Here is a 22,519-nt window from a genome sequence, read left to right as displayed (position 1 = left end):
CCGCGGGCCGGAAGTGGGCGGGGTGCCGCGAACGCCTCCCGGGCGGGCGATACTGGTGGGCGTTATGGACATCATCCTCATCGTCATCGCCATTGCCGTCGTCGCAGTCCTCGTCGCGGGCGGCCTGGTCCTCGGCTCCCGCCGCCGGAAGCAGGTACCCCCGCCGCCGTCGCCCGGCACCACGACCCCCGCCGAGCCGCAGGTCGGCGAGGAGGCGGGGGAGCCAGGCGACGAGCAGCGCAGGACCATCGAGGAGGTGGGTCTGCCGGGCGAGGCCGCCGCCACCGGCACCGTCGTCGCCGAGCCGCCGGCGCCCGCGCCGGAGCTGGAAGTCCCCGCGCCGTCGGCCGGGCGCCTCGTCCGGCTCCGCGCGCGGCTGGCCCGCTCGCAGAACTCCCTCGGCAAGGGCCTCCTCGGCCTCCTCTCCCGCGAACACCTCGACGAGGACACCTGGGAGGAGATCGAGGACACGCTGCTCACCGCCGACGTCGGCGTGCAGCCGACGCAGGAGCTGGTGGAGCGGCTGCGCGAGCGCGTCAGGGTCCTCGGTACGCGCACGCCCGAGGAGCTGCGCGCGCTGCTCCGCGAGGAGCTGCTGGCGCTCGTCGGCACCGAGGCCGACCGGTCGCTGGACACCGCCGAGTCCGTCGGCCCCGAGGGCGGCGAGGTGCCGGGCGTCGTGCTCGTCGTCGGCGTGAACGGCACCGGCAAGACCACGACCACCGGCAAGCTCGCCCGGGTGCTGGTCGCCGACGGCAAGTCCGTGGTGCTGGGCGCCGCGGACACTTTCCGGGCCGCCGCCGCGGACCAGCTCCAGACGTGGGGCGAGCGGGTCGGCGCGCGTACCGTACGCGGACCGGAGGGCGGCGATCCGGCGTCCGTCGCGTACGACGCGGTGAAGGAGGCCATCGACGAGGGCGCCGACGTTGCGCTCATCGACACCGCGGGGCGGCTCCACACCAAGACCGGGCTCATGGACGAGCTGGGCAAGGTCAAGCGGGTGGTGGAGAAGCACGGGCCGGTCGGCGAGGTGCTGCTCGTGCTGGACGCCACGACCGGGCAGAACGGGCTGGTGCAGGCACGGGTCTTCGCGGAGGTCGTGGACATCACCGGGCTGGTGCTGACGAAGCTGGACGGCACCGCCAAGGGCGGCATCGTGATCGCCGTGCAGCGGGAGCTGGGCGTGCCGGTCAAGCTGGTGGGCCTGGGCGAGGGCGCGGACGACCTGGCGCCGTTCGAGCCCGAGGCGTTCGTGGACGCGCTGATCGGCGACTGAGCCGCTTGCCCCGGGCCGACCCCCGCCGACCCCCGGGCAGGGGGGCTGTCCTGCTGTCCGCGGCCGGTGGAGCGGACCGTATGCACGCCGCTGGTGGCCCCCCCCGTACGCGGGCGCCGGGGTCAGCCCGCGCGCAGCCAGGCGCTCTGCGCGTACGCCAGCGTGCCCAGCAGCAGCCGGGCCGGCGGCGGGCCGCCCGCCGTGTCCAGCGTCGGCGGGCGCAGCCAGCGCACCGGGCCGAGGCCGCGCAGATCGCAGGGCGGTGCGAGCAGATAGTCGCCCCGGCCGAGGCAGCGCAGGTCGAGCCGGGCGCCGTCCCAGCCCATCCGGTACAGCAGCCGGGGCAGCTCGGCGGCGGCGCCGGGGGCGACGAAGAAGTGCGCCCGCCCGTCCGGGGTCGCGCTGACCGGGCCGAGCGGCAGCCCCAGGCGCTCCAGCCGCGGCAGCGCCCGCCGCCCGGCGACGGCGCTCACCTCCAGGGCGTCGAACGACAGGCCCACCGGCAGCAGCACCGCGGCCCCCGGCGTGCCCGCCCAGGCGTCCGTCACCTCGTCCAGCGGGGTGCCCGCGGGGACGGGGCGGGCGTCCGGCAGCGGGTGCTCTCCGGGGGCGGGGCAGGCGGCGCCCCGCGCGCACGAGCAGACGCGCCCGCCGCCGTCGCCGCGCACGAGCGGCGCGCCGGGCAGCACGTCCCAGCCCCACAGCCCGGTGTACTCCGCCACCGCCGTCGCCGCGTGTCCGGCGGACGTACGGGCGCGCCGGACGGATCCGATGTCGCGTCGGCCGCGGATGCCGCCGATCGGGAAACCCATGCCCCCTCCAACTGCTCGCCGGTGCGGTCGGTCACTCCGCACGCCTCACTCACAGCAGTTTGCTCGTAACACTGTGTTGTCGGGGAGGTGTATCCGGGGTGTGATGGCGTGCGAGGGGGTAGCGTGACCCGCGGCGCGCGCCCTGCCGGGCGTCACCTCGAACGCTGCGATGCCGTCCCTCGTCAAGTCAACCGCGTGTCAGCGGCGCCGTGTTCACTCGTAGGGGTGGCGAATGGTGGCGTTTCCGTGATCGCGCTCGCGAAACCGTGATCGTAGGATTACTCTCAGTGCCAGCGGCGGCGGCATGCGACAGATGGATATGCCAACGGCAGGAATTCCCACCGGGCTTCGGGGGCTTCGGTTCCGGGGATAATCCGGGGCGTACCACGACGGCCGAGGCGGGATGGGGGCGTTGGAGTTGGACGGCACGGGCGGCAGCCGGACCGGCGCCACCGGCGCGGGCAAGGGCCCCAACGGGGAGCTCACCTCCTGGTTCCTGCGCAGCGGGTGGTCCAAGGGCGAGCTGGCCAGGCAGGTCAACCGCCGGGCCCGCCAGCTCGGCGCCCACCACATCAGCACCGACACCTCCCGCGTCCGCCGCTGGCTCGACGGCGAACAGCCGCGCGAGCCGATCCCGCGGATCCTCTCCGACCTGTTCTCGGAGCGCTTCGGCCGCGTCGTCGGCGTCGACCAGCTCGGACTGCACGCCGCCCGCCCCCGCCCCGCCGTCTCCGGCATCGACCTGCCGTGGAACGCCACGGAAACCGTCGAGCACATCAGCGAGTTCTCGCGCAGCGACCTCATGCTCGCCCGCCGCGGCTTCCTCGGCACCTCGCTGAACGTCGCCGCGGGCCCCGTCCTCGTCGAGCCCATGCAGCGCTGGCTGGCGCACCCCCCGGGGCCGGGCGGCCCTGCGGCCCCCGTGCCCGCCCCGGCCGCCGCCTCCGCCGCGCCCGCCGGCGTCCCGCCCTACGCCCTCTCCGGGCCCGAGCTGGCGCTGCTGGAGACCACCACCGCCAAGTTCCGCCAGTGGGACGCCCAGTGCGGCGGCGGGCTGCGCCGCAAGGCCGTCGTCGGGCAGTTGCACGAGATCACCGACCTGCTCCAGGAGCCGTATGCGCCCGCGGTCGCCGAGCGGCTGTTCCGTATCACCGCCGAACTCTCCCAGCTCGCGGGCTGGATGAGCTACGACGTGGGCCTCCAGCCCACCGCCCAGAAGTACTTCGTGCTGGCCCTGCACGCCGCCAAGGAGGCCGGCGACCGGCCGCTCGGCGCGTACGTACTGTCCAGCATGGCCCGGCAGATGATCCACCTCGGCCGCGCCGACGACGCCCTGGAGCTGATCCACCTCGCCCAGTACGGCAGCCGCGACAGCGCCACGGCCCGTACCCAGTCGATGCTGTATGCGATGGAGGCACGCGCGTACGCCAACCTCGGCCGCCCGGACCGCTGCCACCGGGCCGTCCGCATGGCCCAGGACTGCTTCGAGGAGATCGACCCCGACGGCTCCGAGCCCGACTGGATCCGCTTCTTCTCCGAGGCGGAACTGAACAGCGAGAACGCCCACTCCTACCGCGACCTCGCCTACGTCGCGGGCCGCAGCCCCACCTACGCCGCCCTCGCCCGGCCCGTCATGGCGCGCGCCGTCGAGCTGTTCGCCGCCGACGCCGAGCGGCGCCGCTCGTACGCGCTGAACCTCGTCGGCCTCGCCACCGTCCACCTGCTGGAGGAGGATCCCCGGCAGTGCGCCCTGTGCGCGGGCGAGGCGCTGACCGTCGCCCGCCAGGTGCGCTCCGAGCGGGTCAACACCCGGCTGCGCAAGACCGTCGACACCGCCGTGCGCCGGTACGGCGCGGTGGGCGAGGTCGCCGACCTGGCCGACCGGCTCGCCCGCGAACTGCCCGAGACCGTGGAAGCCGCCGGCTGATTCGAACCCGCGGCTCCCCGGCACCCGGTCACCCTGGCCCGTCCCCCGGACGGGCCGCCCCCGTGGTGCGTGCGAGAGTAACCCCGCCCGCCGGCGCCCGCGGGAAGTTCATCGCCCTGTAACACCTCCGTGGCCTTCGTCACGCCCCCGAAACACCGGGGGGCGGTGGCGGAAACCCCGCTGCGCCAGCCTCGTGCGCATTCCGGCCCGCACCACTTCTGCCCGCACGGGCCGCACGAGGAGGAGACGCGACGTTGAATGGCGCCGATACCGCATTTGTACTGATCAGCGCGGCGCTGGTCATGTTGATGACGCCCGGTCTTGCCTTCTTCTACGGGGGCATGGTGCGGGTCAAAAGCACCCTGAACATGCTGATGATGAGCTTCATCTCGCTCGGGATCGTCAGCATCCTGTGGGTGCTCTACGGCTACAGCCTCACCTTCGGCGACGACATCGGCGGCGGCGTCCTCGGCGACCTCGACCACGCCGGCATGGCCGGGATCACCCCCGAGACGCTGACGGGAGGCGACGAGGGCATCCCGGTGCTCGCGTTCGCCGCCTTCCAGCTCATGTTCGCCATCATCACCCCCGCACTCATCAGCGGCGCCCTCGCGGACCGGGTGAAGTTCACCGCCTGGGCGCTCTTCATCGCCCTGTGGGTCACGATCGTCTACTTCCCCGTCGCGCACTGGGTCTGGGGCCCGGACGGCTTCATCGGCCTGAACGGCGACATCAAGGCCATCGACTTCGCGGGCGGCACCGCCGTGCACATCAACGCCGGCGTCGCGGCACTGGCCGCCGTGCTCGTCGTGGGGAAGCGCATCGGCTTCAAGAAGGACCCGATGCGGCCGCACAATCTGCCCTTCGTGCTGCTGGGCGCCGCGCTGCTGTGGTTCGGCTGGTTCGGCTTCAACGCCGGCTCCGAGCTGGCCGCCGACGGCGTCGCCGCGACGATGCTCCTCAACACCCAGGTCGCCACCGGCGCCGCCGTCGTCGGCTGGCTGATCTACGAGAAGTGGCGGCACGGCTCGGTCACGATGCTCGGTGCCGCGTCCGGCGCCATCGCGGGACTGGTGGCGATCACCCCGTCCGGCGCGTCGGTGAACGCCGTGGGCGCGCTGGCGGTGGGGATCATCGCCGGGGTCGTCTGCGCCTGGGCCGTGGGCCTGAAGTACAAGCTGGGCTACGACGACTCGCTCGACGTCGTCGGCGTCCACCTGGTCGGCGGCATCGTCGGCACGCTCGCGATCGGCTTCTTCGCCATCGACGAGATCGGCCTGTTCTACGGCGGCGGTCTCGAGCAGCTCGGCCGGCAGGCGGCGGGCGCGGGCGTGGTGCTCGTCTACACGTTCGTCGTCACCTGGCTGCTTGCCAAGGGCATCGACCGGCTGGTGGGCTTCCGGGTCGGCGAGGACGAGGAACTCGCTGGCGTGGACCGTTCGCAGCACGCGGAGAGCGCGTACGACTTCAGCGGCGTGGGCTCGGCGGCGGTGGCCGCGGCGCCGGGAGCGGCGTCCGTGGGCGGTCAGGCGGCGGGCACGGACAGGGCGACGGCGGCCGCGGCCGCGGACAAGAGGGTTGACGCGTGAAGCTCATCACGGCAGTGATCAAGCCGCACCGGCTGGACGAGGTGAAGGAGGCCCTCCAGGCCTTCGGCGTGCAGGGGCTGACGGTCACGGAGGCCAGCGGCTACGGCAGGCAGCGCGGCCACACCGAGGTGTACCGGGGCGCGGAGTACACGGTGGACCTCGTGCCGAAGGTGCGTATCGAGGTGCTGGTGGAGGACGACGACGCCGAGCAGTTGGTGGAGGTCGTGGTGAAGGCGGCACGGACGGGCAAGATCGGCGACGGCAAGGTGTGGAGCGTGCCGGTGGACACGGCGGTACGGGTCCGCACCGGCGAGTGCGGCCCCGACGCGCTCTGACCTGGCGGTCGGCGACCCCCGCCCACGGCCGGGCCCGCAAGGGAGCGGGCCCGGCCGTGGGCGGACCAACTGGCGGGAGTACGTGGGTGACGGAGACCGGACGGCAGCGGCCGGGGGGATACAAGGGCGGCGAACTGGCAGCGGCGGGGCCCCCCGGAGGCACCGGGGGGCCCTCGCGGGGGACACAGGGCGCCGGCCGGGTGGCTTCCCGGACGGGGCCCGCCCCGGCAGCGCCCGGGGAGGGTGCGCGCCCCGGCGGAGCGCCTGTGTCCGGGGACGGGGCCGGGAGCGGCCCGCCGGCCGGGGAGAAGGACCCCCGACCGGCGCGCGGCGCCGCGCACTCCGTACCGGGATCCGCCGCATCCGGCGCCCCGCCGGCCGAGGAGTCCTACGCCGCCGCCCGGGTGCGGCTGCTCGACGCCGAGGGCGGCGCGCCGCGGCGGGCCGCGCTGGCGCGGGCCACCGACCGCTGGCTCGCCGGCCTGCTCCACGGGGCGGCCGGCGGCGCCGTATCGGGGTCCGTATCAGGTGCCGGACCCGGTGACGCCCGCGGGCTCCGCGGTGTCGCCCTCGTCGCCGTCGGGGGCTACGGGCGCGGGGAGCTGTCACCCCGCAGCGATCTCGATCTGCTCCTCCTCCACGACGGCTCCCTCCGGCCCGCCGGACTCGCCGCCCTCGCCGACCGGCTCTGGTACCCCGTCTGGGACATGGGCCTGGCCCTCGACCACTCCGTACGCACCTCCGCGGAAGCGCTCAAGACCGCCGCCGACGACCTCAAGGTCACCCTCGGACTGCTCGACGCCCGCCACGTCGCCGGCGACGCCGCGCTCACCTCCGCGCTGCGCACCGCCGTCTTCGCCGACTGGCGCAACCGCGCCGCCCGCCGCCTCCCCGAACTGCGCGAGCTGGGCCGGGAGCGGGCCGAGCGCCACGGGGAGCTGCAGTTCCTGCTGGAGCCCGACCTCAAGGAGGCCCGCGGCGGCCTCCGCGACGCCACCGCCCTGCGCGCCGTCGCCGCCTCCTGGCTCGCCGACGCCCCCCGCGAAGGACTGGACCGCGCCCGCGCGCGGCTCCTCGACACCCGCGACGTGCTGCACCTGACCACCGGCCGCGCCACCGACCGGCTCGCGCTCCAGGAGCAGGACCAGGTCGCCGAAGCCCTCGGGCTCCTCGACGCCGACACCCTGCTGCGCGAGGTCTACGAGGCCGCCCGCACCCTCGCGTACGCCACCGACGTCACCTGGCGCGAGGTCGACCGCGTCCTGCGCGCCCGCGGCGGCCGGCGCGGCGCCGCCCGGCTGCGGAACCTCATCGGCTCCGGCCAGCGCGGCCCCGCAGAGCGCACCCCCCTCGCCGACGGCGTCGTCGAGCAGGACGGCGAGGTCGTCCTCGCCCGTACCGCCCGCCCCGCCCGCGACCCCGTGCTGCCGCTGCGCGCCGCTGCCGCCGCCGCGCAGGCGGGGCTGCCGCTGTCGCTGCACGCCGTACGGCTGCTCGCCGTGCAGGCGCCGCCGCTGCCCGTCCCGTGGCCGGACGAGGCGCGCGAGCAACTGGTGACCCTCCTCGGCGCCGGCGAGGCCACCGTGCAGGTGTGGGAGAGCCTGGAGGCGGAGGGGTTCCTCACCCGGCTGCTGCCCGACTGGGAGCGGGTACGCTGCCGCCCCCAGCGCAACGCCGTGCACCGCTGGACCGTCGACCGCCACCTCGTGGAGACCGCGGTACGGGCCGCGGCGCTCACCCGCCGCGTCGGCCGTCCCGACCTGCTGCTGGTCGCCGCGCTCCTGCACGACATCGGCAAGGGCTGGCCGGACGGCCCGGGCGGGCACAGCGCCACCGGCGAGACCATCGCCCGCGACATGGCCCGGCGCATCGGCTTCCCGCCCGCCGACGTCGCCGTCGTGGCCACGCTCGTACGCCACCATCTGCTGCTCGTCGAGACCGCCACCCGGCGCGACCTGGACGACCCCGCGACCGTACGCCTCGTGGCCGACGCGGTCGGCGGGCGCGGCACGCTGGAGCTGCTGCACGCGCTCACCGAGGCCGACGCGCTGGCCACGGGACCCGCGGCGTGGAGCGCCTGGCGCGCCTCGCTCGTCGCCGACCTGGCGGGGCGGGTCGGCGCCGCGCTGGCCGGCGAGCCCGCCGGGGCGGCCGAGGAGCGGGCCGAGCGGGCCCCCGGGGCGGCGGAGGAGCGGCTCGCGGTGGAGGCGTGGCGTACCCGCGCCCCGGCGCTGACGCTGCGCGCCAGGACCGAGGAACCGCCGCCCGCGGAGGCGGAGCTGGAAGGCGCGGCGGGTACGGAGCGGGCCGGTGCCCTGCCGCTGGGCGTGGAGCTGCTCGTGGCCCTCCCCGACCGCCCCGACGCCCTGGCCGCGCTCGCGGGCGTACTGGCGCTGCACCGGCTGACCGTACGCACCGCGGAGCTGCGCCCCCTGCGGCTGCCGCCGGGGGTGGCGGACGGCCTGGAGCCCGCGCCGGACCGGACCGGCACCCCGGCCGGCGCCGGGCCCGGGCCCGCGGCCGGTCCCGGCACCCCCGACGACCCCGACACCCCGCACGTCCTCCTCCTCAACTGGCGCGTCGCGTCCGAGTTCGGCTCCCTCCCCGCCGCCGACCGCCTCCGCGCCGACCTCCTGCGCGTCCTCGACGGCACCCTCGACGTGCCCGCCCGCCTCGCCGAGCGGGAGAAGGCGTACCGCCCCCGCCGCCGCGGCACCCCCGGCCCGCCGCCCCGCGTGACCGTCGCCCCCGGCAGCTCCCAGCACGCGACCGTCATCGAGGTCCGTGCCCAGGACGCCCCCGGCCTGCTGCACCGCATCGGCCGGGCGCTGGAGGCGGCCGGGGTGCGGGTGCGCGGCGCGTACGTCAGCACCCTCGGGGCCAACGCCGTCGACGCCTTCTACGTCACCGACCCCGCCGGCCGCCCCCTCGCCGACCGCGCCGCCGACGAGCTGGCCGGGAGTCTCCAGGCGGCGCTGGTCTGAACCGGTCCGCCGCGCACCGCCGGTCCGCGCGCGCCGCCGGGCGGATACCCTGGAGAGCCGACATCGCCTGACCACCCGAGCCAAGGAATCGCGAACGCCGTGTTCGATACGCTCTCCGACCGCCTAGCAGCGACCTTCAAGACCCTCCGGGGGAAAGGCCGGCTGTCCGAGGCGGACATCGACGCCACCGCGCGGGAGATCCGCGTCGCCCTCCTGGAGGCGGATGTCGCGCTGCCCGTGGTACGGGCCTTCATCAAGCAGGTCAAGGAGCGCGCGCTCGGGGCGGAGGTCTCCCAGGCGCTCAACCCCGCCCAGCAGGTCATCAAGATCGTCAACGAGGAGCTCGTCGGCATCCTCGGCGGCGAGACCCGCAGGCTGCGGTTCGCCAAGACCCCGCCGACCGTGATCATGCTCGCGGGCCTCCAGGGCGCGGGCAAGACGACCCTCGCGGGCAAGCTCGGCAAGTGGCTGGCGGGCCAGGGGCACACGCCGCTGCTCGTCGCCGCCGACCTCCAGCGCCCCAATGCCGTCAACCAGTTGCAGGTCGTCGGCGAGCGCGCGTCGGTCGCGGTCTACGCCCCCGAGCCGGGCAACGGTGTCGGCGACCCGGTGCGGGTGGCCAAGGACTCGATCACCCACGCCCGCGACAAGCAGTACGACGTGGTGATCGTCGACACCGCCGGCCGCCTCGGCGTCGACGCCGAGATGATGCAGCAGGCCGCCGACATCCGGGACGCGGTCGGCCCCGACGAGATCCTCTTCGTCGTCGACGCGATGATCGGCCAGGACGCCGTCAGCACGGCCGAGTCGTTCCGCGACGGCGTCGGCTTCGACGGCGTGGTGCTCTCCAAGCTCGACGGCGACGCCCGCGGCGGCGCCGCGCTGTCGATCGCACAGGTCACCGGCAAGCAGATCATGTTCGCCTCCAACGGCGAGAAGCTTGACGACTTCGACGCGTTCCACCCGGACCGCATGGCGTCCCGCATCCTCGGCATGGGCGACATGCTGTCGCTGATCGAGAAGGCGGAGCAGACCTTCAGCCAGCAAGAGGCCGAGAAGATGGCGGCCAAGCTGGCGAAGGGGCCGAAGGAGTTCACGCTCGACGACTTCCTGGCGCAGATGGAGCAGGTCCGCAAGATGGGCTCCATCTCCAAGCTGCTCGGCATGATGCCGGGCATGGGCCAGATGAAGGAGCAGATCAACAACCTCGACGAGCGGGACGTGGACCGTACCGCGGCGATCATCAAGTCGATGACGCCGGGGGAGCGCCACGACCCGATGATCATCAACGGTTCCCGCAGGGCCCGGATCGCGCGCGGCTCCGGCGTCGAGGTCAGCGCCGTGAAGAACCTGGTGGAGCGGTTCTTCGAGGCCCGCAAGATGATGTCGAAGATGGCCCAGGGCGGCGGTATGCCGGGGATGCCGGGCATGCCCGGGATGCCTGGCGCGGGCGGCGGCGGCAAGCGCAAGGGCAAGCAGCAGAAGAAGGCCAAGGGGCGCCAGCGCAGCGGCAATCCGATGAAGCGCAAGGCCGACGAGCAGGCCGCGGCCGAGCGCCGGGCCGCCTCGGGCAGCCCGTTCGGCGGCGGCGCGGAGCAGCCGCCGCAGGACTTCGAGCTGCCGGAGGAGTTCAAGAAGCTGCTGTGACGGCGGCGGCCGGCGGGCCGGCGGGGGCCTCGTAAACCAGTACCTGCGGCCCGCGGCCGGCCCCTACGATCTCCGCCATGGCAAAGGCACCCGTACTCACGCCCCAGGCGGACGACTTCCCGCGCTGGTACCAGGACGTCATCACCAAGGCCGAGCTGGCCGACAACGGCCCGGTGCGCGGCACGATGGTCATCCGGCCGTACGGGTACGGGCTCTGGGAGCGTACGCAGCGGGAGATGGACGACCGGATCAAGGCCGCGGGCGCGCAGAACGCGTACTTCCCGCTCTTCATCCCGGAGTCCTACCTGGCCAGGGAGGCCGACCACGTCGAGGGCTTCGCGCCGGAACTGGCCGTCGTCACCCACGGCGGCGGCAAGGAGCTGGAGGAGCCGGTCGTCGTCCGGCCCACCTCGGAGACGATCGTCAACGACTACTTCGCCAAGTGGGTGCAGAGCTACCGAGACCTGCCGCTGCTGATCAACCAGTGGGCCAACGTGGTGCGCTGGGAGCTGCGGCCGCGGATGTTCCTGCGGACGACGGAGTTCCTGTGGCAGGAGGGGCACACCGCGCACGCCACGTACGAGGAGGCGCGCGACTACGCGGCCCGTATCCAGCGCGACGTGTACGCCGACTTCATGGTGAACGTGCTGGCGATCGACGTGCTCCCGGGCCGCAAGACCGCCGCCGAGCGGTTCGCTGGCGCCCTCAACACCCTGACCCTCGAAGCGATGATGCGCGATGGCAAAGCGCTGCAGATGGGCACCAGTCACGAGCTGGGCCAGAACTTCGCGAAGGCGTTCGGCACGCGGTACCTGACCGCGGACGGCGCCCGCGAGCACGTGTGGCAGACCTCCTGGGGCTCCACGACCCGCATGGTCGGCGGCATGATCATGGTGCACGGCGACGATGACGGGCTGCGCGTCCCGCCGCGGCTGGCGTCCGTACAGGCGGTGGTGCTGGCCGTGAAGGGCGACGAGGCGGTGCTCGCCAAGGTGCGCGAGGCCGGCGACCGGCTGGCCGCCGCCGGGGTACGGGTCCGGGTCGACGACCGCGTCGACGTCCCCTTCGGACGGCGGGCGGTGGACTGGGAGCTGAAGGGGGTGCCCGTACGGGTCGAGATCGGCCCGCGCGACCTGGCCGCCGGCACCGCGACGCTCGTCCGGCGGGTGCCCGGCACCAAGGAGCCGGTGGCGCTCGACGCGCTGCTGGACGACGGGGCCGGGATGCTCCCGAAGATTCTTGAAGACGATCAGGAACGGTTGCTGGCCGAGTCACGTCGAATGCGTGAGGAGGGGACGACGGACGTGCGGACGGTCGCGGAGGCGGCCGAGGCGGCGGCGGCCGGCGGCTGGGCCCGTATCCCGTGGGCGGACCTCGGTCCCGCGGGCGAGGCCCGGCTGGCGGAGCAGGCCGTGTCGGTGCGCTGCCTGATCGCGGCGGACGGGTCGGTGCCGGGAGCGGACGACGAGCCCGGTACGCTCGCCGTCGTCGCCCGGGCGTACTGATCGTCCGGAGCGGCGGCTTCCGGCGGGACACGGTGGAGGCGCACGGTGCGAAGGACGCATGACGGTGCACAAGCGGTCACGTACGGCTTTGTTGTGACCCGATCATTTAAGCGGCAGACCTCCACAGATGAGCACAGGCGCCCCGGTCCCCACCGCATCATCGCGAACTGACGGGTAGATGCAAATTATTTGGGATGCCGGGAATCGGAACACCGAAGGGGGCTCGCTCGTTACTCCCGACGTGAGCACGACACCACTTGTACTTGCCGCGGAGCTGGCAGCCGCGTGGGCCGAGATTCAGCGGCACCACCCGGAGCTGCCGGACCTCGCCGCGCCGGAATCACTGATCGGGGAGTCCTCGTCCGCCTGCGGGGCGGAGCTGTCCTTCGAGCGACTCCTGCACGAAGCCGTTCACGGCATTGCCGCAGCCCGTGGGGTACGGGACACCTCCCGGGCCGGCCGCTACCACAACAGACGCTTCCTTGCCATCGCCGAGGAGCTGGGCCTCGACCACCCCGACGAGCCGCATCCCAGCAGCGGGTTCTCCCTGGTGACCCTCACCCCGGCCGCCAAGAAGCGCTATCGCGCGGCCGGCGAGCGTCTGCGCAAGGCGCTGCGGGCTCATGACGCGGCCACCGCCGCCGACAGCCCGCGCAGCTTCCGCGGCCCCGCGGCCCGGCACGGGTCGTCCGGCGGCGGTGTGCGGGTGAAGGCCGTGTGCGACTGCGGGCGGAACGTCCGCGTCGTGCCGTCGGTCCTGGCCCAGGCCCCGATCGTGTGCGGCGGCTGCGGCAAGCCGTTCCGCATCCCGGAGCCCGCCGCCGCGGCCTGACCCCGCCGCCGGACTCCCGCCCCCCGATCCCCCGATCCCGCCCGAGCGCCGGCCGACCGCCGGACCGCCGGCCGGATCGCGGAGGCGGCCACCTGAAGCCGTGTGCGCCGCCCCATACGGGTACCTCGCCCAGCCGCCCGTCCGGCACGCCCTCGCGGGCACCGGCGGGCGGTACGAGGCGTGTGACCGCGCGGGCAGGGGCGTCGGGACCGTGTGGCACAATGGTCAGCTGAACTCGACAGCCGCACAGGACCCCTCTCTCCTCCGGCTGGCGCGTCCATCGGGCGCCCGGGCACTGCAACCCCACGCAGCACCTCGGCCGGCCCAATCACGTCAACTCCAGGAGACACCACTCCCGTGGCAGTCAAGATCAAGCTGAAGCGCCTGGGCAAGATCCGGTCGCCGCACTACCGCATCGTCGTCGCCGACTCGCGCACCCGCCGTGACGGCCGGGCCATCGAGGAGATCGGGCTGTACCACCCGGTCCAGAACCCCTCGCGCATCGAGGTCGACTCCGAGCGGGCGCAGTACTGGCTGGGTGTCGGCGCGCAGCCGACCGAGCCCGTGCTCGCCATCCTCAAGGTCACCGGCGACTGGCAGAAGTTCAAGGGCCTGCCGGCGCCCGAGCCGATGAAGGTCCCCGAGCCGAAGGCCGACAAGCGCGCCCTCTTCGAGGCCGCCGCCAAGGACGCCGCCGACGAGCCCAAGGGCGGCGCGGTGACCCCCAAGGCGAAGAAGGCCGACAAGGCTGAGAAGGCCGAGAAGAGCGAGAAGGCCGACAAGGCCGAGAAGGCCGAGAAGAAGGCCGACGCCGAGCCCGGCGAGGCCGCGGCCGAGGCCCCCGGGGCCTGACGATGCTCGAAGAAGCCCTTGAGCACCTGGTGAAGGGCATCGTCGACAACCCCGACGAGGTCGAGGTCAGTTCCCGCAACCTGCGCCGCGGCCGGGTGCTGGAGGTCCGGGTGCACCCCGAGGACCTCGGCAAGGTCATCGGCCGCAACGGCCGTACGGCCCGCTCGCTGCGCACCGTCGTCGGCGCGCTCGGCGGCCGCGGCATCCGCGTCGACCTGGTCGACGTGGACCAGGTCCGCTGACCGGTCGTCGCGCGGACGGACGGAGCAGTCACCGGCACGGGCCGGGGAGGCCGGCAGGCGCCCCGGCCCGTCGCCGTACGCGGGCGGCGGGCCGTCCCGTACACCCGCGCGGGCCCGGCGCGCACCGGGTGACGGCCGACGACGTACGAAGAGGAAGGCACCCGTGCAACTCGTAGTCGCGCGGATCGGCCGCGCCCACGGGATCAAGGGCGAGGTCACCGTCGAGGTACGCACCGACGAGCCCGAGCGGCGGCTCGCCCCGGGCGCGGTCCTCACCACGGACCCCGCCGCCGCAGGACCGCTGACCATCGCCACCGGGCGGGTGCACAGCGGCCGGCTGCTGCTGCGCTTCGAGGGCGTCACCGACCGCACCGCCGCCGAGGCGCTGCGCAACACCCTCCTCGTCGCCGACGTCGACCCCGAGGCGACCCCGGAGGACCCCGAGGAGTTCTACGACCACCAGCTCGCCGACCTCGACGTCGTCCTCCGCGACGGCACCCCCGTGGGGCGCGTCGCGGAGGTCGCGCACCTGCCGTACCAGGACCTGCTGGTCGTCGCCCGCCCGGACGGCGGCGAGGCGCTGATCCCGTTCGTCAGCGAGATCGTGCCCGAGATCGACCTCGACGCGCAGCGCGTCGTCGTGCAGCCGCCGCCGGGGCTGCTGGACGTGGCCGTCAGCGGCGACCGGGACGGCGCGCCGGAAGGCGGGCGCGGGGGAGAGGGCCCGGCGTGAGGATCGACGTCGTCTCGATCTTCCCCGCCTATCTGGAGCCGCTGCGGCTGTCGCTCCCCGGCAAGGCCATCGAGCGCGGCGTGCTCGACGTCCGCGTCCACGACCTGCGGGAGTGGGCGTTCGACCGGCACCACACCGTCGACGACACCCCCTACGGCGGCGGTCCCGGCATGGTCATGAAGCCCGAGCCGTGGGGCGCCGCCCTCGACGCCGTCGCCGGCTCCGGGACCGGCGACCCCGTCCTCGTCGTCCCCACCCCCAGCGGCCGGCCCTTCACCCAGGAACTGGCCGTGGAACTGGCCGCCGAGCCCTGGCTGGTCTTCGCCCCCGCCCGCTACGAGGGCATCGACCGCCGCCTGGTCGAGGAGTACGCCGGCCGCTACCGGCTGCACGAGGTGTCCATCGGCGACTACGTCCTCGCCGGCGGCGAGGCCCCCGTCCTCGTCATCGCCGAGGCCGTCGTACGCCTCCTGCCCGGCGTCCTCGGCAACGCCGCCTCCCACCAGGACGACTCCTTCGCCCCCGGCGCCATGGCCGACCTCCTGGAAGGCCCCGTCTACACCAAGCCTCCCGACTGGCGCGGCAGGACCGTACCCGACGTCCTGCTCAGCGGCGACCACGGCCGCATCGCCCGCTGGCGCCGCGACCAGGCGCTGCGCCGCACCGCCGAGGTCCGCCCCGACCTGATCGCGCGGGCCGCGCCCGGTGCGTACGACAAGCACGACAGGGCGCTGCTCGCCGAACTCGGCTGGGCCGAGGGGCCCGACGGACGATTTTGGCGTACGGGCGCCGACGTGGAAGAATAGGCCGCTGCTGCCTGCCGTCCGACGCGGCGCCCCTGCCACAGGGGGACACGACGCCCGTACGACGCTGCAGCATCCTCTGTCCCACTTCGGACTCTTGTCGATGACCTGTGGCATCGGCGAAGAAAGCAGACGGTCATGAACCTTCTCGAAAGCGTCGACGCAGCCTCCCTGCGCGACGACATCCCGCCCTTCCGGCCCGGTGACACGGTCAACGTGCACGTGCGCGTCATCGAGGGCAACCGCTCCCGTGTCCAGCAGTTCAAGGGTGTCGTCATCCGCCGGCAGGGCGCCGGGGTCCGCGAGTCCTTCACGGTCCGCAAGGTCAGCTTCGGCGTCGGCGTCGAGCGCACCTTCCCCGTGCACACCCCGGTCGTCGAGAAGATCGAGCTGGTGACCCGCGGCCAGGTCCGCCGCGCCAAGCTGTACTACCTGCGCGACCTCCGCGGCAAGGCCGCGAAGATCAAGGAGAAGCGCGAGAGCTGACGCGGCCGGTCCACGCGGGCGAATCGCCATATTAGGCTTCGCAGCGATGGACACTGAGCTGCGGCCAGAGGAGCGCGACGACTCCTCCTCCCCGGAGTCCGGGCGGGAGGGGTCATCGCGCTCCTCTTTTCTCCGTCTGCTGCGCTGGGCCGTTGCCCTCGCGGCCACCTTCACCGTCCTCGGGCTGCTCGTCAGCGCCTTCGTCGTGCAGCCGTTCCTGGTGCCGAGCAGTTCCATGGAGCCGGTTCTCCAGCCCGGCGACCGGGTATTGGTCAACAAGCTCGCTTACGCGTTCGGGGACGAACCGGAGCGCGGAGACGTTGTCGTCTTCGACGGCTCGGGGACCTTCGCCGCCGCCGGTGACGGCGGGGGTGCGGTGCCGGGCCTGCTGCGCAGGGCCGGCGCGGCCACGGGCCTCGCGGAGCCCGAAGGCACCGACTACGTCAAGCGGGTCATCGGTGTCGGCGGTGACCGCGTGATCTGCTGCGACGCACGGGGGAGGGTGAAGGTGAACGGAAAGCCGCTCGACGAGCGGGAGTACCTGTATCCGGGCGACGCCCCGTCGCTGGTCGAGTTCGACGTCATCGTGCCGCCCGGCCGGCTGTGGGTCATGGGCGACCACCGCAGCGACTCCCGCGACTCCCGCGACCACCTCGGGTCGCCCGGGGGCGGCACGATCTCGGTGGACAAGGTGATCGGCAGGGCGGACTGGCGGGGGTGGCCGCCGGACCGGGCCGGCTCGCTGGGGCGGCCGGGATATGGGGGGTAGCCACGCGCGTCACGCGGGCGGCGGCGGTCAGGAGGACCGCCGCGGCGCGGGGGGCGGGCCGGGGCGCCGTGATCCGCACGGGAGCAGCGGCGGTGGCGGGTACGGGGGCGGGGATCCGTACGGACGCGGGGGCGGCGGGGATCCGTACGGCCCGGGCGGCGGATACGGCGAAGGACCGTACGGCGCGGGCGGCGGGTACCGCGAGGGCCCTCCGTACGGACGGGACGGCGGGCAGGGCGACGGCACGTACGCCTCGGGCGGCGACGATCCGTACGAGCCGGAGAGCGGCCCGCGCGGCCCCGGCGGTGAGCAGGGTCCGCGGCTCGGCGGGCGCGCGGAGCGCCGCAAGGCGGCCAAGCGGGCGCGGCGGCGCAGAACCCGTTCGCGGATAAAGGAGATCCCGCTCATCATCGGCGCGGCCATGCTGATCGCGCTGGGCGTCAAGACCTTCCTGCTGCAGGCGTTCGTCATCCCCTCCGGATCCATGGAACAGACGATCCGGATCGGCGACCGGGTCGTCGTGGACAAGCTCACGCCCTGGTTCGGCGCCAAGCCGGAGCGCGGCGACATCGTCGTCTTCAAGGACCCCGGCGGCTGGCTCAGCAACCGGGAGGAGGACCGGCTCGACGACCCCGTGGGCGTCGCACAGGTCAAGGACGTGCTGACGTTCATCGGGCTGCTGCCCTCGGAGCACGAACAGGACCTGATCAAGCGGGTCGTGGCGGTCGGCGGCGACCGCGTGGTCTGCTGCGACGACGGCGGGCGGGTCACGGTCAACGGCACCGCGCTGGTGGAGCCGTACCTGCACCCCGGGGACAAGCCGTCGCAGCGGACCTTCGACGTCACCGTGCCGGACGGCCGGATCTTCGTCATGGGCGACCACCGCTCCAACTCCGCCGACTCGCGCTACCACCTGGACGGTCCGTACCAGGGGACGATCGCGGAAGAGGACGTCGTGGGCAGGGCCATGGCCATCGCCTGGCCGCTCGGCCACTGGGACAAATTCGACTCACCGGACACCTATGCCTCGGTTCCGGAGTCGGACGCGCAGACGAATAAGGTGTCCTCGAAAGAAGTGGGCCGAATGGAGCCCCTCCCGACTCCTGCGGAACTCTCGCTCGTTATGGGAGTGGTGGGCCTGCACCTGACCAGGGGCAGGCAGCGGCAAGGTGAGGAGTGGATGTGGGGGACGTGGCAGTCAGCGCCCGGTCCGGTCACGAGGATCCCGAAGACCGGCCCGGTCAGGGGCGCGCGCAGCAGCCGGCTGCCGGCCCTCCTGGCAGCCCTCCGGAGCAGGCGGCCGACGGCCCGGCGGACACCGCGCGGGACGGCGCCCCCCGACCCTCACTCGGCAAGGACGGTGTCCCGCAGGACGCCGCGGCCGGCGCTCCCGGCGGCCCTGCGGCGGCGGAAGCGGGAGCGATGAGCGACGGCGGGGACGGCAGTGACGGGAGCAGCAGCAGGGGGGAGGACGCGGACGGCGGCGGCGCGGCCGCCGCGGGCGGGAAGAAGCAGCGTTCCTTCTGGAAGGAACTGCCGATCCTCATCCTCGTCGCGCTGGTGCTCGCGCTGATCATCAAGACCTTCCTGGTCCAGGCGTTCTCCATCCCCTCCAACTCCATGCAGGACACGCTGCAGGTCGGCGACCGCGTGCTGGTGGACAAGCTCACGCCGTGGTTCGGCGCCGAGCCCGAGCGCGGCGAGGTCGTCGTCTTCCACGACCCGGGCGGCTGGCTGAACGAGGCGCCGTCGTCGGACTCCGGGCCCGTGCTCGAAGGCATCCAGAAGGGGCTGAGCTTCATCGGCCTCATGCCCTCGGCGGAGGAGCAGGACCTCATCAAGCGCGTCATCGCGGTCGGCGGCGACACCGTGGAGTGCAAGGGCGTCGGCCCGGTGAAGGTCAACGGCAAGGCTCTGGACGAGACTTCGTACATCTTCCCCGGCGACACCCCCTGCGAGGACAACGACTTCGGTCCCGTGAAGGTGCCGGAGGGCAAGCTGTGGGTGATGGGCGACCACCGGCAGGACTCGCTGGACTCCCGCTACCACGAGAAGTCGCCGGACAAGGGCTTCGTCGACGAGGACCTGGTCGTCGGGCGGGCCATCGCGCGGGCCTGGCCGATCGACCGCTGGGGCACCCTGCCGGTGCCGGGCACCTTCGACCAGCCGGGGCTGAACGCCGCCTCGGGGGCCGCGCCGGCGGCGCTGGGGCTGGCCGGGGCGGTGCCGCTGGTGCTGTGGCGGCGGCGCCGGCTGATCCGCAAGGCGGACCTGAACGGCTGAGGTGAGCCGGGGGCCGCGCCGCTCCCGGCCCGGCTGCTTGCTCACGGTGCGCGGGGGCACGGGGCCGTCCGGGTGATGTGATCGCCGGGGCCGCGGCGGCTTCCGAGCCGTATGCGACCCCCTGGCCTGCGGTTTCACGGGCGCGGGCCGGTGCCGAGGCGGGGCCGGGCGTCGCTGATCACGGTGGTTCACCGAGCGGGCTGACTGCCTGCCGGACCTCTGGGTAGTGTGCGCCCATGAGCAGCAGCGGAGCCGGGCGCAGGGGGAACGTGCTGTCGGGCCTGGCCGTGGCGGTCGGGTGCGTGCTGTTCCTCGGCGGCTTCGCCTGGGGCGCCGCGGTGTACGTGCCGTACACCGTGCCGACGTCCTCCATGGCACCCACCGTCGCCTCCGGCGACCGGGTGCTGGCCGAGCGGATCTCGGGCGACGAGGTGCGCCGCGGCGACGTCGTGGTCTTCGAGGACGCGGCGTGGGGGGACCTCCCGATGGTCAAGCGGGTCGTGGCGGTCGGCGGTGACACGGTCCGCTGCTGCGACGCGCAGGGGCGGCTGACGGTCGACGACGTGCCGGTCGCGGAGCGGTACGTCACGGAGAGTCAGCGCGCGGCTCAGGAGGACTTCCCCGCGACCACCGTGCCGGAGGGAATGGTCTTCCTGCTCGGCGACCACCGCGGGGACTCCGTCGACTCCCGCAGCCATCTGGCCGAATCGGGCGGCGGAGCCATACCCCGCGACGCCGTCAGGAGCCGGGTCGACGCGACGGCGTGGCCGCTGGGCAGCGCGGGCATGCTGGAGCGCCCGGACGGCTTCGCGGCGCTGCCCGGGGGGATCTCCGAGCCCGGCCCGCTGGGGCCGCTGCTGCTCGCGGTCGTCGCCGGGGCGGCGCTGATCCTGGGCGGCGCCGCCTACGGGCCGGTTTCCGGCTATGCCCGGGCCCGTCGTGCCCGGGGGACGCACAATGGGGTCACGCACAGGCGGAAGGGGAACGTGCCATGAGCGCCGAGGACCTCGAGAAGTACGAGACCGAGATGGAGCTGAAGCTCTACCGGGAGTACCGCGACGTCGTCGGTCTGTTCAAATACGTGATCGAGACCGAGCGGCGTTTCTACCTCACCAACGACTACGAGATGCAGGTCCACTCGGTCCAGGGCGAGGTGTTCTTCGAGGTGTCGATGGCGGACGCCTGGGTCTGGGACATGTACCGGCCGGCCCGCTTCGTCAAGCAGGTGCGGGTACTCACGTTCAAGGATGTGAACGTCGAGGAGCTGAGTAAGTCCGACCTGGAGATGCCCTCCGACGACCTCGGTTGAGTTCCCCTCCTCCGTCACCCTCATGGGTGAGGGAGTTGTCCACAACCCGCCGGTTATCCACCAAGATCAACAAATTCTCCCGCGGCACGACACAGTCGGACGCGGGAGGTGGTGCCCGATGCCGAAGCAGCGGCAGGCGCTCGGACAGTACGGGGAACGGATCGCGGAGCGGCGGCTCGTCCAGGCGGGAATGACCGTCCTGGCGCGGAACTGGAGATGCAGCGACGGCGAGATCGACATCGTCGCGCTCGACGGCGAGGCCCTCGTCGTCTGCGAGGTCAAGACCAGACGGGAAGGCGGCTGGGAGCATCCGATGGCCGGCGTCCCGCCGGCCAAGGCGGACCGGCTCCGGCGGCTCGCCGAAGCCTGGGCCCTGCGGCACGGCGGCGTCCCGCCGGGCGGCATGCGGATCGACGTCGTCGGCGTGGTGCTGCCGGACCGCGGCGCCCCCGTCGTCGAGCACGTGCGGGGGGCCGCCTGATGGCCTTCGCCCGCACGTGCTCTGTCGCCCTCGTCGGCGTCGAGGGGGTCGTCGTCGAGATCCAGGCCGACCTGGAGCCGGGCGTCGCCACGTTCACGCTGGTCGGGCTGCCCGACAAGAGCCTCACGGAAAGCCGCGACCGGGTGCGCGCCGCCGTCGTCAACTCCGGCGTCGACTGGCCGCAGAAGAAGCTCACCGTCGGCCTCAGCCCCGCCGCCGTACCCAAATCCGGCAGCGGATTCGACCTCGGCATCGCCTGCGCCACCCTCGGCGCCGCCGGGCGCATCGCGCCCGACGCGCTCACCGGGCTCGTCATGGTCGGTGAGCTGAGCCTCGACGGCCGCGTCCGGCCCGTCCCCGGCGTGCTGCCCGCCGTGCTCGCCGCCGCGGCCGCCGGCTGCTGCCAGGTCGTCGTCCCCGAGGCCGCCGCAAGCGAGGCCGCCCTCGTCCCCGACGTCTCCGTCCTCGGCGTCCGCAGCCTGCGCCAGCTCATCGCCATCCTCAACGACGAACCGCCCCCCGACGAGCCCCCGGAAACCGGCGGCGCCCCGGCCGTCCCGTCCGCCCGGCTCGCCGTGCCCGGAGCCGGCTGGTGCGCCCCGGCGGCCCTCGGCCCCGGCGCGTACCGCCCCGACCTCGCCGACGTCGCGGGGCAGCACCGGGCCCGCTTCGCCCTCGAAGTCGCCGCCGCGGGCGGCCACCACCTGTACCTGAAAGGCCCCCCGGGAGCGGGCAAGACGATGCTCGCCGAACGGCTGCCCGGGCTGCTGCCGCCCCTGACCGAGACCGAAGCGCTCGAAGTGACCGCCGTCCACTCGGTGGCCGGCACCCTGCCCGCGGGCCAGCCCCTCGTCGGCGAAGCCCCCTATGCCGCCCCGCACCACTCCGCGACCCTGCCCGCCCTCATCGGCGGCGGCAACGCGCTGCCCAAGCCGGGAGCCGTCTCCCTGGCCCACCGCGGCGTGCTCTTTTTAGACGAAGCGCCCGAATTCAGCGGCCGGATCCTGGACGCCCTCAGACAGCCCCTGGAGTCCGGGCACGTCGTCGTGGCCCGGTCCGCGGGCGTCGTCCAGTTCCCCGCCCGCTTCCTCATGGTCCTCGCCGCCAACCCCTGCCCCTGCGGCCTCTTCGCCCGCCGGGAAGGCGGCTGCGAATGCCCGCCCATGGCCATCCGGCGCTACCAGGGCCGGCTCACCGGCCCGCTCCTCGACCGCGTCGACCTCCGGGTCGCCGTCGACGCCGTCAGCCGCGCCGAGCTGTCGGCCGCCGGTGAACGCGCCGAGTCCACCGCCGACGCCGCAGCCCGGGTCCTGGCCGCCCGCGACCGCGCCGCCGCGCGGTACGCCGGCACCGCCTGGCGCACCAACGGGGAAGTCCCCGGCCACGAGCTGCGGCGCCGCTGGCACCCTGCCCCCGGCGTCCTCGCCCCGGCGGAACGCGACCTCGAACGCGGCCTGCTCACCGCCCGCGGCCTCGATCGCGTCCTCCGCGTGGCCTGGACCATCGCCGACCTCGCGGGCCACGACCGCCCCGGGCCCGAGGACGTCGCCGTGGCTCTGGAACTCCGCACGGGAGTGCCCCGAGGCACCCGTACCCAGGCAACGACGGAGCCCGTCGGATGAACGCGACCGAGAAGCCCGCCTGGAAGCCGCGC

20 protein-coding genes and 1 pseudogene are annotated in these 22,519 nt (G+C 73.9%); 20 read left to right on the top strand and 1 reads right to left on the bottom strand.

The annotated features are described in order from the left end of the window. The first annotated feature begins 64 nt into the window (after positions 1–64). Positions 65–1,276 (top strand): signal recognition particle-docking protein FtsY, encoded by a 1,212-nt coding sequence (gene ftsY / locus FB457_RS26760; protein ID WP_145783537.1) that lies wholly within the window; start codon positions 65–67, stop codon positions 1,274–1,276. Positions 1,277–1,398: 122 nt separating this feature from the next. Here ftsY and FB457_RS26755 read toward each other — a convergent pair whose 3' ends face one another. Continuing rightward, complete coding sequence (locus tag FB457_RS26755) at positions 1,399–2,088, bottom strand: bifunctional DNA primase/polymerase (RefSeq protein WP_145783535.1); 690 nt, start codon at positions 2,086–2,088, stop codon at positions 1,399–1,401. A gap of 403 nt (positions 2,089–2,491) precedes the next feature. On the opposite strand from FB457_RS26755, the gene nsdA reads away from it, so the two are divergent. The 19 genes and pseudogenes from nsdA (at position 2,492) to FB457_RS26660 (ending at position 22,487) form a co-directional block, all read left to right on the top strand. After that, positions 2,492–4,015, top strand: coding sequence for a transcriptional repressor NsdA (gene nsdA, locus FB457_RS26750; RefSeq protein WP_145783533.1), 1,524 nt, complete (start codon positions 2,492–2,494; stop codon positions 4,013–4,015). 254 nt (positions 4,016–4,269) lie between these two features. After that, on the top strand, positions 4,270–5,604 hold the full coding sequence (locus FB457_RS26745) for an ammonium transporter (RefSeq protein WP_047018326.1): 1,335 nt from the start codon (positions 4,270–4,272) through the stop codon (positions 5,602–5,604). Beyond that, positions 5,601–5,939, top strand: coding sequence for a P-II family nitrogen regulator (locus tag FB457_RS26740; protein ID WP_145783531.1), 339 nt, complete (start codon positions 5,601–5,603; stop codon positions 5,937–5,939). The genes FB457_RS26745 and FB457_RS26740 overlap by 4 nt, the downstream gene beginning before the upstream one ends. A gap of 86 nt (positions 5,940–6,025) precedes the next feature. Next, on the top strand, positions 6,026–8,923 hold the full coding sequence (locus tag FB457_RS26735) for a [protein-PII] uridylyltransferase (protein WP_486589145.1): 2,898 nt from the start codon (positions 6,026–6,028) through the stop codon (positions 8,921–8,923). Positions 8,924–9,022: 99 nt separating this feature from the next. Then, the gene (gene ffh, locus FB457_RS26730) at positions 9,023–10,570 is read left to right on the top strand and encodes a signal recognition particle protein (protein ID WP_047018327.1); all 1,548 of its coding nucleotides are present in this window, start codon (positions 9,023–9,025) and stop codon (positions 10,568–10,570) included. A 77-nt stretch (positions 10,571–10,647) separates the two neighbouring features. After that, complete coding sequence (proS, locus tag FB457_RS26725; protein WP_047018328.1) at positions 10,648–12,075, top strand: proline--tRNA ligase; 1,428 nt, start codon at positions 10,648–10,650, stop codon at positions 12,073–12,075. A 241-nt stretch (positions 12,076–12,316) separates the two neighbouring features. Next, complete coding sequence (locus FB457_RS26720; RefSeq protein ID WP_047018329.1) at positions 12,317–12,907, top strand: hypothetical protein; 591 nt, start codon at positions 12,317–12,319, stop codon at positions 12,905–12,907. A gap of 357 nt (positions 12,908–13,264) precedes the next feature. Then, positions 13,265–13,759, top strand: coding sequence for a 30S ribosomal protein S16 (rpsP, locus tag FB457_RS26715; protein WP_145783528.1), 495 nt, complete (start codon positions 13,265–13,267; stop codon positions 13,757–13,759). A gap of 2 nt (positions 13,760–13,761) precedes the next feature. Beyond that, complete coding sequence (locus FB457_RS26710; RefSeq protein WP_027771538.1) at positions 13,762–14,001, top strand: RNA-binding protein; 240 nt, start codon at positions 13,762–13,764, stop codon at positions 13,999–14,001. Positions 14,002–14,164: 163 nt separating this feature from the next. Beyond that, on the top strand, positions 14,165–14,734 hold the full coding sequence (gene rimM, locus FB457_RS26705) for a ribosome maturation factor RimM (protein WP_047018331.1): 570 nt from the start codon (positions 14,165–14,167) through the stop codon (positions 14,732–14,734). Next, a complete protein-coding gene (gene trmD / locus FB457_RS26700) occupies positions 14,731–15,540 on the top strand; it encodes a tRNA (guanosine(37)-N1)-methyltransferase TrmD (RefSeq protein ID WP_047018332.1) in 810 nt (269 codons plus the stop codon). The genes rimM and trmD overlap by 4 nt, the downstream gene beginning before the upstream one ends. Positions 15,541–15,675: 135 nt before the next feature. Further along, on the top strand, positions 15,676–16,023 hold the full coding sequence (rplS, locus tag FB457_RS26695) for a 50S ribosomal protein L19 (RefSeq protein ID WP_047018333.1): 348 nt from the start codon (positions 15,676–15,678) through the stop codon (positions 16,021–16,023). Positions 16,024–16,069: 46 nt separating this feature from the next. Further along, on the top strand, positions 16,070–16,792 hold the full coding sequence (gene lepB / locus FB457_RS26690; protein WP_047018334.1) for a signal peptidase I: 723 nt from the start codon (positions 16,070–16,072) through the stop codon (positions 16,790–16,792). Further along, positions 16,782–18,063 (top strand): annotated as a pseudogene (lepB, locus tag FB457_RS26685) (signal peptidase I); the annotation flags it as partial. The gene lepB (FB457_RS26690) and the pseudogene lepB (FB457_RS26685), both read left to right, overlap by 11 nt. Further along, on the top strand, positions 17,975–19,075 hold the full coding sequence (lepB, locus tag FB457_RS26680; protein ID WP_486589144.1) for a signal peptidase I: 1,101 nt from the start codon (positions 17,975–17,977) through the stop codon (positions 19,073–19,075). The pseudogene lepB (FB457_RS26685) and the gene lepB (FB457_RS26680), both read left to right, overlap by 89 nt. Before the next feature lie 236 nt (positions 19,076–19,311). Continuing rightward, positions 19,312–20,070 carry a signal peptidase I gene (gene lepB / locus FB457_RS26675; protein WP_164492588.1) on the top strand — a complete coding sequence of 253 codons (759 nt, stop codon included), beginning with the start codon at positions 19,312–19,314 and terminating at the stop codon, positions 20,068–20,070. Next, the gene (locus FB457_RS26670; RefSeq protein WP_047018337.1) at positions 20,067–20,384 is read left to right on the top strand and encodes a DUF2469 domain-containing protein; all 318 of its coding nucleotides are present in this window, start codon (positions 20,067–20,069) and stop codon (positions 20,382–20,384) included. Before lepB (FB457_RS26675) ends, FB457_RS26670 begins: the two co-directional genes overlap by 4 nt. Positions 20,385–20,502: 118 nt before the next feature. Beyond that, a complete protein-coding gene (locus FB457_RS26665) occupies positions 20,503–20,865 on the top strand; it encodes a YraN family protein (protein ID WP_047018338.1) in 363 nt (120 codons plus the stop codon). Then, the gene (locus FB457_RS26660) at positions 20,865–22,487 is read left to right on the top strand and encodes a YifB family Mg chelatase-like AAA ATPase (protein ID WP_047018339.1); all 1,623 of its coding nucleotides are present in this window, start codon (positions 20,865–20,867) and stop codon (positions 22,485–22,487) included. Before FB457_RS26665 ends, FB457_RS26660 begins: the two co-directional genes overlap by 1 nt. Positions 22,488–22,519 lie beyond the last annotated feature (32 nt).

Source organism: Streptomyces sp. CNZ287 (assembly GCF_007827615.1).
The sequence above is the reverse complement of the archived record's forward strand: the minus strand, read 5'-3'. Positions and strand labels throughout refer to the sequence as shown.

Bases quoted from the DNA above. Each gene is read 5' to 3' on its own strand.
- ftsY (WP_145783537.1), top strand. From the start codon at position 65: ATGGACATCATCCTCATCGTCATCGCCATTGCCGTCGTCGCAGTCCTC.
- FB457_RS26755 (WP_145783535.1), bottom strand. From the start codon at position 2,088: ATGGGTTTCCCGATCGGCGGCATCCGCGGCCGACGCGACATCGGATCC.
- nsdA (WP_145783533.1), top strand. From the start codon at position 2,492: ATGGGGGCGTTGGAGTTGGACGGCACGGGCGGCAGCCGGACCGGCGCC.
- proS (WP_047018328.1), top strand. From the start codon at position 10,648: ATGGCAAAGGCACCCGTACTCACGCCCCAGGCGGACGACTTCCCGCGC.
- FB457_RS26710 (WP_027771538.1), top strand. From the start codon at position 13,762: ATGCTCGAAGAAGCCCTTGAGCACCTGGTGAAGGGCATCGTCGACAAC.
- rplS (WP_047018333.1), top strand. From the start codon at position 15,676: ATGAACCTTCTCGAAAGCGTCGACGCAGCCTCCCTGCGCGACGACATC.
- lepB (WP_047018334.1), top strand. From the start codon at position 16,070: ATGGACACTGAGCTGCGGCCAGAGGAGCGCGACGACTCCTCCTCCCCG.
- lepB (WP_164492588.1), top strand. From the start codon at position 19,312: ATGAGCAGCAGCGGAGCCGGGCGCAGGGGGAACGTGCTGTCGGGCCTG.
- FB457_RS26670 (WP_047018337.1), top strand. From the start codon at position 20,067: ATGAGCGCCGAGGACCTCGAGAAGTACGAGACCGAGATGGAGCTGAAG.
- FB457_RS26665 (WP_047018338.1), top strand. From the start codon at position 20,503: ATGCCGAAGCAGCGGCAGGCGCTCGGACAGTACGGGGAACGGATCGCG.
- FB457_RS26660 (WP_047018339.1), top strand. From the start codon at position 20,865: ATGGCCTTCGCCCGCACGTGCTCTGTCGCCCTCGTCGGCGTCGAGGGG.